The organism is Phocaeicola dorei (assembly GCF_013009555.1).
Taxonomy (GTDB): Bacteria; Bacteroidota; Bacteroidia; order Bacteroidales; family Bacteroidaceae; genus Phocaeicola; species Phocaeicola dorei.
Genome location: NZ_CP046176.1, coordinates 3,051,779 through 3,064,260, shown reverse-complemented (window position 1 = coordinate 3,064,260; position 12,482 = coordinate 3,051,779). Strand labels below are relative to the sequence as shown.

Sequence of the window (12,482 nt, the reverse complement as noted above, 5' to 3'; positions counted from 1 at the left end):
CCTTTTTCATTTCTTAATAATTAAGCCAAAGTTTGAATGAAGAAAGTTTTTCTTCACTGATGGTGATTTGGACTTTGTAAGGAGGAAGGACACTGATTACTATCTTGCCATTAAAATAAGGTTCGGCACGGTCTATGGAAGCAATGCTGATAATAATCTAACGGTTGGCGCGAAAGAACTGTTCGGAGGCTAACTGCTCCATTTGTTTATTCAGAGACAGGTTGATTATGTGTTCTTGTCCTTTTTGGGTGACGGCAAAGGTTATTTTGTTTTCAGAATAGAAATAGGCAATGTCCGTTACTTGAAGAGACCAGAAAAGGCCAGCTCCATAAAAAATCATCTTCTATAATGATTGCGTTTAGTTTATTCATATGCTAAAGGTACTTTTATGGTAAACAAATTGTTTGCTTTGGTGACTTATCATTGCTTTCGGCAGCACAGGAAGAAAGTAGTGCGGCAAGGCTTAATAATGGCATGGAATGTACGTTAATCTTCATGTTTTGTCTTTTAAGTTTGCGACAAAAGTAAAGATGGAAGGGAGAGCAGCTGGGAAAGAAAATGCTGAAGCCGGAAAAAGAAGATCGAAAAAAGGGAAAATGCATCCTGAATAATTTTATCAATGAAGTAAAAAAAGATTTATTCAGGCAACTTTTTATACAGAATAGCTGTTTTTATCAGTAAGATGATTAATTATAAACTCTAAAAAACAAAGCGTATGTATTTTATTTGGTACATTATTATCGGAATTATTGCTGGTTTTGTTGCCGGTAAGTTGATGAGGGGAGGGGGGTTCGGTCTCTTTATTAATTTATTGGTTGGTATTGTTGGCGGTGTTCTGGGCGGCTGGGTATTCAGTTTGTTTGGTATTGCAGCAACAGGTATTATGGGCAGTCTTGTAACCTCTATTGTGGGAGCTATATTTTTGTTGTGGATTGTTTCTTTGCTCAAGAGGTCTGATATTTCCTGAATTGGTAGTAAAAAGGAACCGTCCTGACGACACGCTTGTCGGGGACGGTTCCTAAACCAAACAAATCAAAAAATATAAGTATATTAACTAATTGCTTCCACCTCCTAAAGCGCGGTAAAGCATGATATGCAGTTTACAAGATTCCACATTCAGAGCGATACGTTCCAATTCACAATCCAGGAAACGTTCATCGGCCGACAGTACATCCAGATAGCCTGCGAATCCTACTTTAAACATTTCATTTGCATTATAAATAGATCGATGATGGATACGGCTTTCTTCTTCTTTCAACTCTTTGCGCTGGTGCATTTGGGATGATGCAGTAATGAGGTTTAATACTTCTTCATAGGCTTTTAATACCGTTTCGTGATATCCTAACAAAGCGATGCGTTGCTGGCTTTTCGCATCATTCCATAATGCACGTATAGTATTTTGTTTGAATATAGGTGCTGTGATACCTGCGCCGAGATTGTAAACCAGGGATGCAGGAGCTGTAAACCATTTATCCAGATCAAATGCGTTAAAACCTCCGTTTCCTCCAATCACGATGGATGGGAAGAAAGCTTTTCGCGCTGCAGATACGTCGGATTTACTAGCTAATAATTCCAGTTCGGCAGCCTTTATATCCGGGCGATATTGCAAAAGTTGTGACGGGATCCCTGCATCTGTGGGAAACTCATAACTACATGCTGTTTCAAATGACACTCGTTTCACTTTGAAAGGCAGTCGTCCTAATAAGGTGGCGATGGCACGTTCCTTTTCACTTATTTGCTGTTCGTTTGCAAGCAGCATTTCTTCCAATTTAAGGCGTCGTGACCGGAATTGGTCTACAGAAAGTCGGGTTACTTCACCTTCTTTCATCAGTTCATTGGTTAAATTATAAGCATCTCTGGCTGTTAGGATGGCTTCGCGTAGCACATACCGCTGTTTGTCCAGTCCTATTAATTCAAAGTAGTGTGTACCTACTTCTGATATCAATAAAGTACGTGCCAGACGCATAGCTTCTACAGACTGCATCCAGCGGGATACGGCCGATCGTTTTTTATCGGTTAGCTTACCCCATATGTCAGCTTCCCATTGAAAATTAAGTCCTAGATTGAAATTCCGATAGGGATCTGGAATATGTTTGTCTTTTTCTAAATCGGGAGTGTTGGTGGTGCTGTTACCAACTCCGTCCATAGTGTACTCGCCAAAACGTTGTACTCCACCATCAATGCCTAATGAAAGATCGGGCAGCAGCGCTCCTTTTCCTACTCGAACTTGTGAACGGGCAACGGATATCCGTTCTATAGTTTGAAGGAATGTGTGATTATTATTTAACGCTTCGGCTATATAACTTTGCAATAACGTATCTGGAAAAAATGTTTTCCATGACAAGGAAGAGATAGTGGTGCTGTCCGTTTCCCTATCCATATAGAACTCGGGTAACTCTATCTTTTCTGTCGGAGTAAGGGAAGGGGCTTTGCAACTTACCATAATCAGACAGAAAGCCCCCATTATTAAACCTGTTTTGTTTATATTGTTATTTTTCATCTTCTTCATCATAGCTGACTTTATTACGGTTAAGATGTGCAGACCAACTCTCGAAAATAAGGTAAAGTCCAGGTACAAGGAAGATTCCTACAAATGTACCGATAAACATACCTCCGGCGGCGGCTGTTCCGATGGAACGGTTGCCCAAAGCACCGGCTCCGCTTGCCATTACCAACGGAATGAGTCCGCATATAAATGCAAAGGAGGTCATCAGGATGGGACGCAGACGGCTTACGGAACCTCTAACGGCAGCATCAAAAATGCTCATTCCCTGCTTGCGGTACTGATTGGCCATTTCCACAATAAGAATGGCATTTTTACCTAGCAGACCAATCAGCATCACTAAAGCTACTTGGGCATAAATATTATTCTCCAAGCCTGCCAGTTGCAGGAAAAAATAAGAACCGAAGATACCTGCCGGCAATGAAAGTATGACGGGGAAAGGCAGTAATAAACTCTCGTATTGTGCTGCCAGCAACAAATAAACAAATAGCAGGCAGATACCGAAAATAAAAACAGTTTGTCCACCCGAGTCTTTTTCTTCACGAGTAACCCCTGACCATTCTATATCATAACCGCGAGGTAATGTTCCTTTGGCAATTTGTTCCACAGCTTCGATAACCTCTCCTGAACTGACTCCTTCGGCAGGTTCACCTGTAATCAGGGCCGAGGTAAACATATTGTAGCGTGTAATCTGGTTAGGACCGAATATACGGTCCATCGTCATAAAGTTAGAGTAGGGTACCATATTTCCGTCCTTGTTCTTGGCATAGAACTTATACAGATCTTCAGGATTCATACGATACTCTGGAGAAGCCTGTAACATCACCTTATACATTTGTCCGAAACGAATAAAGTTGGATGAGTAGAAACTGCCGATATAGGATTGGAGTGTTTCCATGGATTCATTTAAATTTACTCCTAATTTAGCTGCTTTAGCAATATCCACTTTCAGCAGATATTGTGGAAAATTAGGATTGAATCCTGAGGTTGCTCCCACAATGCGCGGATCTTCATTCAGCTTTTCTACTAATGTATTGGCAACATCGGCGAATTCTGCAAAGCTGCCTGCTGTTTTATCTTGTAAACGAAGTTCGAAGCCGCTGGCATTACCGAATCCCGGAACTGTAGGAGGCAGGAAGAACTGAATATCCGCATCTTTGATATGTGAGGTACGGTCTTTGTATATCTCTATAAGTTCGGCTGCTGTTTGATCGCGTTCACTCCACGGGGTGAGATTAATCATACCCATACCGAAATTGGCGCCTTCCGTTTCAGTCATCAAACTATAACCTGCTAATGTGGAGATGCTTTCAATTTCTTTGAAAGGAAGCAGTGCAGCTTGTACAGCGTTCAAGGCTTTTTCGCTACGTTCCAATGTTGCTCCCGGAGGCGCATCTACATTAACATAAATCATACCTTGGTCTTCATTGGGAATAAAGCCTGAAGGAAGTACTTGACTCATGCCGAAAGTGGCAAGGAAGAAAATAATCAGTGTGGCATAAGTGATTATTTTCCGGCTCAAATACTTGTGTAATCCGATATTGTATTTCTTTTCAAAGCGGTCGTACCGACGGTTGAAGAAAATAAAGAAACGACGTAGCCATCCTGCTTTTTTCTTCTTTTTTCCATCAGCGGGTTTCAGTAACAAAGCACATAGGGCAGGCGAGAGAGTCAATGCGTTTACTCCTGAGATAACAATGGCTACCGCCAGTGTCAATGAGAATTGCCGATAGAAAATACCTACTGTTCCCTGCATGAAGCCCACCGGAACAAAGACTGCCGACATGACTAGCGTGATGGCGATAATGGCTCCACCGATTTCATTAATAGCTGCTACAGATGCTTTATAAGGAGAGAGTTTCTCATGATGCATCTTTACATGGACAGCCTCCACGACGACTATTGCGTTGTCTACTACAATACCTATTGCAAGCACAAGGGCGAATAAGGTCAACATATTTATGGAAAAGCCCAGCATCTCCATAAAGAAAAATGTACCGACCAATGAAACTGGTACGGCGATAGCAGGAATTAAGGTGGAACGGAAGTCTTGTAAAAATATATATACCACAATAAATACCAGTATGAATGCTTCGAGCAGTGTCTTCAGCACTGATTGTATGGAGGCGTCAAGAAAGCGTGATACGTCATAGGAGATATTGTAATCCATGCCAGGCGCAAAACTGCTTTCCTTGATTTCTGCCATTTTTGTTTTAATATTTTGGATGACTTCCCTTGCATTGGAACCGGGGCGTTGTTTGATCATAATAGATGCCGATGGTCTTCCGTCGGTCATAGAAGTCATGTTATAATCTTCAGAATCGAATTCGATAGTGGCAACGTCTTTCAGACGTAGCAGTGAACCATCGGGAAGAGCTTTCAATACGATCTCTCCATATTCTTCTGCTGTGCTGAACTTTCCGGTATATTGTAGTACATATTGCAGTTGTTGGGGTAATTTGTCTGAACTGATACCTGTCTTGCCGGGTGCTGCTTCTATATTTTGATTACGGATGGCTTCAGTTACATCTTGAGGTACCATGTTGTAGGCGGCCAGCCGGTTAGGATTCAACCATACACGCATGGCATAATCACGGCTACCCATGATTTCTACCAAGCCTACACCGTCAATACGTTTTAATTCGCGCAAAATATTGATATCGGCAAAGTTATAAACAAACTTTTCGGTATGTGCACTGTCCGTACTCATGATGTTCAAGTACATCAACATACTGTTTACTTCTTTTTCTGTAATAACTCCGGCACGGATTACCTCTTCAGGCAATTCGTCTAGCACGGTAGTCACACGGTTCTGTACATTTACGGCAGCTACGTCTGGATCGGTTCCCACTTTAAAATAGATAGTAGTGAGGGACATACCGTCGTTGGTACAAACAGTGGTCATGTAGGTCATGCCGGGTACTCCGTTGATGGCACGCTCTAACGGGGTGGCGACTGTTTTAGACATCACATCGGCACTAGCCCCAGTGTATCGGGCGGTTACCGTTACAGATGGGGGTACGATATCGGGAAATTGAGTGATGGGCAGTGTCAAGATAGACAGCACGCCCAAGCAGACGATAATGACGGAGATTACTCCTGAAAGTATCGGTCTTTTTATAAATAGCTTAAACATAAACTGTCCGTTTTATTTTACGATAGGTTGTTTTAATTCAACTTCTTTTCTGATTGCTTCCATATCAATGGTATCGGTCTTGATGGTAATGCCGTCTTTCATCATTTGCACTCCCTCGTATACGATGGCAGTATTAGGAGTGAAATCTTGTGTCACGTAGTAATTATTATAGCGTTCCAGCGGTTGAAAACTGCGTACTTTTACTACACTGGTACTATCAACGGTATACACATAGGTGAAATCTTGAATTTCGAATGTTGATTTCTGGGGAACTAGACAGATGTTGTCCATTTGAGTCATCATACGCACTTTTCCGGTCACTCCATGTTTCAGCAGTCCGTCCGGGTTCGGAAAACGAACACGGAAGGCGATGGAGCCGGTTCCTCGTTCAAAATCACCTTCTACTGTTTCCAACGTGCCTTTGTGGGAGTAGATGGAACCGTCTGGCAAAATCAGTTCCACATTATTTTCTTCGTGTTGTTTTTGTCCGCTAAGTTGTTGGCGCTTGTATTCCAGATACTCGCTTTCATTCACTTTATAGTAAGCAAAGATCTCGGAAATATCACTTACGGTAGTCAGTAAGCTTTGCGGATTTACCAGACTTCCCGTCTTATAGGGAATACGGTCTATGTAGCCGTCAAAAGGGGCAGTGATAGTGGTGTAAGAATAATCCATCTGTGAACGTTGCATTTGTGCTTTTGCCTGTTCCACTTTCATTTGGGCCACTTCTTTTTCTTTATTGGCTTGGTCGAGTCGGATTTTTGATAAGATTTGTTTGTCAACCAGCCGGCCTATTCTCTCGGCTTCATAATTTGCCATTTCATATTGTGCCTGTGCTTGTTTGTAATTGGCTTGCGCCTCTTTTACCGTTTCGCTATATTGGTCGGAACTAAGTTGGAATAGGGGCTGTCCTTTTTTGACTTTTTGTCCTTCGTCTACATATATTTTTTGAACAAAACCTTCCACTTTGGGCTTAATTTCTACAAACTGTATAGCTTGCACATCAGCTACATACGAGCGTGGAAACTCAATGGTTGTGGGGTGAAGAATGGTGATGGGAATGAATTCTTTGTGATGTTCCTGCTTGTTGTCCGATTGACCACAAGAGCATAGCAATCCTGTACATGTACACAGGACCGCAATTTTCTGAAAATTACTCTTCATGAAATTACGAATACAATTTAAAAAGATTAATAATTGAGTTTGAGTAAATAAAAGATTCGGCTTGCATTCAGATTTCTCAGAATACAAGACCAATATGTATGAAGATACTTTAATGTGACATATTAAATGCGGTATACACAAAAGATAATGTGATGATGTACCACTTTTCCCAGATTTTCACTAACAGGTGTATAACTCTGTACCGGAACTTGGGGAATAGCAAAAAGATTGATAATCATGTCAATAGTACAGGGTAAAAAACGACTGTTCGGTAGTTGTGCACGTCCCGACATGAAATAATAAGTCTCTTCTCCTCCGCTTTCTTCATTGTTGTCAGAAGGCAGGGTGGGCTGTTCCATCGTTTCTACCATAGCCAGATTGGCATCAATTAGTGGAGCGCATACATCAAATTGTACGAGTAATAACATAATTACACATACTATTCTTACCACATATTTCTTGATACCGTTGAACATGAAAAATATTTTGTTTATTAATTCGTTTGCAAATTTAATATAATTGAACACTGTTTTCAAACCAATCATCCAAAATTAGTGAGTTTTAATATATCCTTTCTCTTTTTTGGAACTACTATCCTTTATACTGACTGAAATCTGTTATTTTTGTACTCAGTATTTTAAATAATCAGATAATATTATTTATGTTACAACCCGAATTGAAATTTCGTCGAGATAAAATACGCTATTTGATGGCCCAACAAGGTATTGATGCAGCCCTGATAGCTTGTAATGTAAATTTGCTTTATACGTATGGTGAGATAGTGAACGGCTATCTTTTTTTACCGCTTCATTCACCGGCGCTTCTCTTTGTGAAACGTCCTAATAATATTGTGGGAGAATTTGTATTCCCTATCCGTAAACCCGAGCAGATGGTGGACTTGTTAAAAGAAAATGGTATACCTGTAGCTTCAAAGATAATGTTGGAAGGTGGGGAACTGCCTTATGCGGACTATATGCGTCTTGCATCTCTTTTTCCTGGATCGGAGGTAGTGGATGGAACTGCTATTATTCGTGAAGCGCGTAGCGTAAAAACTCCGTTGGAGATTGAACTTTTTCGTCGGTCGGCTGCTTTACATGCTCGAGCATATAGTAAGATTCCCGATGTATACCATCCGGGGATGACTGATCGTGAACTATCTGTTGAGGTGGAACGCCTGATGCGACTGGAAGGTTGTCTGGGAATATTCAGAGTATTTGGTCAGAGTATGGAGATATTTATGGGAAGTGTGTTGGCCGGAGATAATGCAGCTACTCCTTCGCCTTATGATTTTGCCTTAGGTGGTAAGGGATTGGACCCGTCTTTGCCCGGAGGAATGAATGGAACTTTGTTGAAAGAGGGGTATAGTGTAATGGTGGATATAGGGGGAAACTTTTACGGATATATGTGTGATATGAGTCGTGTGTTCTCCATTGGAAAATTAAATGATGAGGCTTATGCAGCTCATCAAGTTTGTCTTGAAGTACAGGATAAGGTTGCTTCTATGACAGCGCCTGGTGTGGTATGCGAGGATCTTTATAATGCGGCCATTGAGATCGTGACGAAAGCTGGATTTGCCGATCGTTTTATGGGGGTGTCCCAGCAGGCACGTTTTATAGGGCACGGCATCGGGTTGGAGATCAATGAGGCACCAGTGTTGGCTCCGCGTATTCGGAGGGAGTTGGAGGAAGGAATGGTGTTTGCCCTTGAACCTAAAATCGTATTGCCGGGAGTAGGACCGGTCGGCATTGAAAATTCTTGGGTAGTTACAGAAAACGGGGTCGGCAAACTGACCATTTGTAATGAGGAGATTATAGAGCTTTGATTCTTTGGATGCAAATATTGAACCGGAAGAAATTAAAAGAAGCGAAAAGCTTTATGGTTCTTGCCCTAGTGTCATTTTGGGCAAAGTGAAGAGCCTGAATATAAAAAGGATCCCGAAACTAAAAGTTTCGGGATCTTACATGGTTTGAAATACATTTCTTATTCCCACTCAATGGTAGCATTTGGTTTGGGCGACAGGTCATAGCATACGCGGTTCACATTCTTTACTTCTTTTAGAATACGGTCGGTAATTTTCATCAGAATGGACCAGTCTATCGGTTCGATAGTAGCTGTCATAGCATCTACGGTGTTGACAGCTCGGATAATAACAGGCCAGTCAAATGAACGGGCATTGTCACGCACGCCTACTGATTTGAAATTGGGTACTACGGTGAAATATTGCCATACTTTCTTGTCCAAGCCTGCCAGTTGGAATTCTTCACGCAAGATGGCGTCCGATTCGCGAACAGTTTCCAGGCGGTCACGAGTGATAGCCCCTAAACAGCGCACTCCCAAACCAGGACCGGGGAACGGCTGACGGTAGACCATATCGTATGGTAAACCAAGTTCCACTCCGCAGGCACGGACTTCGTCTTTGAACAACTGGCGTAAAGGTTCTACTAATTCAAACTGTAAATCCTCGGGTAAGCCACCTACATTGTGATGGGATTTTACCATTTTGGCTGTTTTAGTACCACTTTCTACGATATCAGGATAAATTGTACCTTGTCCCAAAAAGTCGATTCCATTTAGCTTACGGGCTTCTTCTTCGAACACACGAATAAATTCACCACCGATAATCTTGCGTTTCTGCTCCGGATCAGCTACATTTTCTAGTTTACTCAGGAATCGGTCTGTAGCATCCACGTAAATTAAATTAGCGTTCAACTGATTTTTAAAAACTTCAATCACTGCTTCCGATTCACCTTTGCGCATTAATCCATGGTTCACATGTACACATACCAAATTATTGCCGATGGCTTTTAGCAACAGGGCTGCTACTACAGAACTGTCCACACCTCCGGAAAGCGCCAATAAAACTTTCTTATCGCCTACTTGGCGGCGGATCAATTCAATTTGGTCATTGACAAAGTTTGTCATATTCCAGTTGGCCTCTGCCTTGCAAGTATCAAAAACAAACGATTGCACTGCATTCTTTATTGCTTCCACATCATCCGTCAGTTGGGGGAGCTTCACTTCGCAGCATGCTTTGTCATGACCGGCAGCCATTACGGGAACTCCTGCTTTGTAAATTTCGGGAAGCACGTCAATATCCACTCCGTCAATCACATGGTTTGGGCCACCATTGATAATAACACCCTTTACATTGGGCAATGCTTTCAGCTCGGCGGCTGTGATATCGTGCGGGTAAATTTCACTATATACACCCAAAGCACGAATGGCTCTGGCAAGCACGGTGTTTTCGGTACTTCCCAAATCCAAGATAACAATCATATCTTGTTTCATTCCGTTATGTTGTTTTTAAGTTATTAGTTGGTTGTCTATTATTCCCACTCAATTGTGGCAGGCGGTTTGGACGAGATGTCATAGCATACGCGGTTTACGCCTTTTACCTTATTGATGATGTCGTTTGAAACCTTAGCCATAAATTCATAAGGAAGATGAGCCCAGTCGGCGGTCATGGCATCCGTACTAGTTACGGCACGCAGGGCAACGGCACGTTCGTATGTACGTTCGTCCCCCATTACTCCCACACTTTGTACGGGTAGCAAGATTACGCCTGCCTGCCATACTTGATGGTAAAGGGATGTTTCGTTTCCATCCGAATCTTTCACTTTCCAGTCTCTCAATCCTTGGATATAGATATCATCGGCGTCTTGCAGAATACGTACTTTCTCGGGAGTGATATCACCTAAAATACGTACCGCAAGTCCTGGTCCGGGGAATGGATGGCGTGTAATCAGATGTTCCGGCATACCTAGTTCACGACCTACGTGGCGTACTTCATCCTTGAATAGCAGACGCAGAGGCTCGCATAGTTTCAAATTCATTTTTTCAGGTAGTCCACCTACGTTGTGATGACTTTTGATTACAGTGCCGGTGATGCTTAATGACTCGATACAGTCAGGATAAATGGTGCCTTGTGCCAGCCATTTCACATCTTTAATCTTATGAGCTTCTTCATCGAATACGTCAATAAAACCTTTGCCGATAATCTTACGCTTTTTTTCAGGTTCTTCCACACCTGCCAGTTCGCTGAAGAATTTTTGGCTGGCATCTACTCCGATTACATTCAGTCCGAGACATTCATAATCATGAAGTACATTTTTGAATTCGTTCTTACGCAGCATGCCGTGATCTACAAAAATGCAGGTAAGATTCTTGCCTATCGCTTTATTTAGTAATACGGCTGCTACGGATGAGTCTACTCCGCCACTCAGCCCCAATACTACTTTGTCATTTCCCAGTTGCGCTTTCAGTTCGGCTACAGTCGTTTCAATGAAGGAGGCAGCACTCCAGTCCTGTTTCCCTCCGCAAATGTTGACTACAAAATTTTTCAGGAGCTGGGTTCCGTCTTCGCTGTGGAACACTTCCGGGTGGAACTGTACTCCCCATACTTTCTCTTCCTTTATTTGATAAGCAGCGATGGCTACTTTATCTGTTGAAGCGATAATTTTGAAATTCTCCGGAATGGCGGTGATGGTATCTCCGTGGCTCATCCATACTTGTGAGTGCTCACGAACGTTCCTCAATAGTGGGTTTTCTTGGTCGAAAGTGGAAAGGTGCGCACGTCCGTATTCACGTGTGCCGGCCGGTTCTACTTTTCCACCGTTCGTATAAGACATGAACTGTGCACCATAGCAGATACCCAAAATAGGATACTTTCCGCGAATGTCACTCAAATCGACTTTAAAGGCGCTTTCATCATAAACAGAGAAGGGGCTTCCCGAAAGGATAACGCCGATTACGGACGGATCATTGTGTGGAAATTTGTTGTAAGGCACAATCTCGCAATAAGTATTCAGTTCGCGAACGCGACGGGCTATGAGCTGTGTGGTTTGTGAACCGAAGTCGAGAATAATGATCTTTTCTTGCATATATTATTAAGATATGTAAATGATTTCGTGCCGCAAAGATACTCAGAAAAAATAAAAATCCGTCATGCTGTTGAGGCTTTTTATAATTGAATTGGAAAAACTTTGTTCTTCCTGCTTCCTTGTGGGAAAATATGCAAAAAAAAATTGGAAAGTTTAGGAAATGTCGGCTAGTATGTAGATCACGGGCTGTCCGACAAGCGCTTGAGGGGCAGTCCGTTTTTTTTGTGAATAATATTTTATTTTTTGTCAGTTTGTTCTTTCAACAAATCACGGATTTCTGTAAGTAATACCTCCTCCTTGCTGGGGGCAGGCGGGGCAGCGGGAGCAGGGACTTCTTCTTTCTTGCGATTCAGTTTGGCAAGTAATCTTATAAATAAGAATATAGAAAAAGCAATGATGATAAAGTCGAAAGTGGCTTGTAGGAAGTTGCCATAATTCAACGTTACGGCAGCTTTTTCAACTCCATCCACTACTTCGGCCGGCTTTAATTGTAGTTTCAAATCTGTAAAGTTCACGCCACCTACCAGCAATCCGATGGGAGGCATGATGACATCGGCCACAATGGAAGATACTATTTTACCGAAGGCTCCACCGATGATGACACCGACTGCCATGTCAATGACGTTTCCGCGCATTGCGAACGCCTTAAAATCTTGCAAGAAGCTACTTTTTCCCATTTTTTTTTATTTTAATATGAATTTATGTGCGAATATAAAAACAAATTCTTATTTTTGCACCGCGTTTAGGAAATAAATACTAAACGTTTAACAACATTCCAACGTAGAGTGTTTAAAAGCTA

At 42.1% G+C, this 12,482-nt stretch carries 9 protein-coding genes and 1 pseudogene; 2 read left to right on the top strand and 8 right to left on the bottom strand.

What is annotated here, in order from left to right; translation table 11 throughout:
- Nucleotides 1–13: 13 nt before the first annotated feature.
- A pseudogene (locus GKD17_RS23295) lies at nucleotides 14–322 on the bottom strand (LytTR family transcriptional regulator DNA-binding domain-containing protein); the annotation flags it as partial.
- A 393-nt stretch (nucleotides 323–715) separates the two neighbouring features.
- Between GKD17_RS23295 and GKD17_RS12865 the strand changes: the two are divergent.
- The gene (locus GKD17_RS12865; RefSeq protein ID WP_007833616.1) at nucleotides 716–967 is read left to right on the top strand and encodes a GlsB/YeaQ/YmgE family stress response membrane protein; all 252 of its coding nucleotides are present in this window, start codon (nucleotides 716–718) and stop codon (nucleotides 965–967) included.
- A gap of 87 nt (nucleotides 968–1,054) precedes the next feature.
- Here the strand turns inward: GKD17_RS12865 and GKD17_RS12860 are convergent, their stop codons facing one another.
- The 4 genes from GKD17_RS12860 to GKD17_RS12845 form a co-directional block, all read right to left on the bottom strand.
- Complete coding sequence (locus GKD17_RS12860) at nucleotides 1,055–2,512, bottom strand: efflux transporter outer membrane subunit (protein ID WP_007833617.1); 1,458 nt, start codon at nucleotides 2,510–2,512, stop codon at nucleotides 1,055–1,057.
- Nucleotides 2,490–5,639, bottom strand: coding sequence for an efflux RND transporter permease subunit (locus GKD17_RS12855; RefSeq protein ID WP_007833619.1), 3,150 nt, complete (start codon nucleotides 5,637–5,639; stop codon nucleotides 2,490–2,492). The genes GKD17_RS12860 and GKD17_RS12855 overlap by 23 nt, the downstream gene beginning before the upstream one ends.
- Nucleotides 5,640–5,651: 12 nt before the next feature.
- A complete protein-coding gene (locus GKD17_RS12850; protein ID WP_007833621.1) occupies nucleotides 5,652–6,803 on the bottom strand; it encodes an efflux RND transporter periplasmic adaptor subunit in 1,152 nt (383 codons plus the stop codon).
- 122 nt (nucleotides 6,804–6,925) lie between these two features.
- Nucleotides 6,926–7,231, bottom strand: a complete 306-nt coding sequence (locus tag GKD17_RS12845) for a hypothetical protein (protein ID WP_227191462.1) — start codon at nucleotides 7,229–7,231, stop codon at nucleotides 6,926–6,928.
- 233 nt (nucleotides 7,232–7,464) lie between these two features.
- On the opposite strand from GKD17_RS12845, the gene GKD17_RS12840 reads away from it, so the two are divergent.
- Complete coding sequence (locus GKD17_RS12840; protein WP_007833625.1) at nucleotides 7,465–8,625, top strand: M24 family metallopeptidase; 1,161 nt, start codon at nucleotides 7,465–7,467, stop codon at nucleotides 8,623–8,625.
- A gap of 158 nt (nucleotides 8,626–8,783) precedes the next feature.
- Here the strand turns inward: GKD17_RS12840 and guaA (GKD17_RS12835) are convergent, their stop codons facing one another.
- The 3 genes from guaA (GKD17_RS12835) to mscL form a co-directional block, all read right to left on the bottom strand.
- The gene (gene guaA, locus GKD17_RS12835) at nucleotides 8,784–10,091 is read right to left on the bottom strand and encodes a glutamine-hydrolyzing GMP synthase (RefSeq protein ID WP_007833627.1); all 1,308 of its coding nucleotides are present in this window, start codon (nucleotides 10,089–10,091) and stop codon (nucleotides 8,784–8,786) included.
- Between the two features lie 38 nt (nucleotides 10,092–10,129).
- Nucleotides 10,130–11,683 (bottom strand): glutamine-hydrolyzing GMP synthase, encoded by a 1,554-nt coding sequence (guaA, locus tag GKD17_RS12830; protein ID WP_007833629.1) that lies wholly within the window; start codon nucleotides 11,681–11,683, stop codon nucleotides 10,130–10,132.
- A 236-nt stretch (nucleotides 11,684–11,919) separates the two neighbouring features.
- Entirely contained in the window at nucleotides 11,920–12,360 is a 441-nt protein-coding gene (gene mscL / locus GKD17_RS12825; RefSeq protein WP_007833631.1) for a large-conductance mechanosensitive channel protein MscL, read from the bottom strand.
- Nucleotides 12,361–12,482 lie beyond the last annotated feature (122 nt).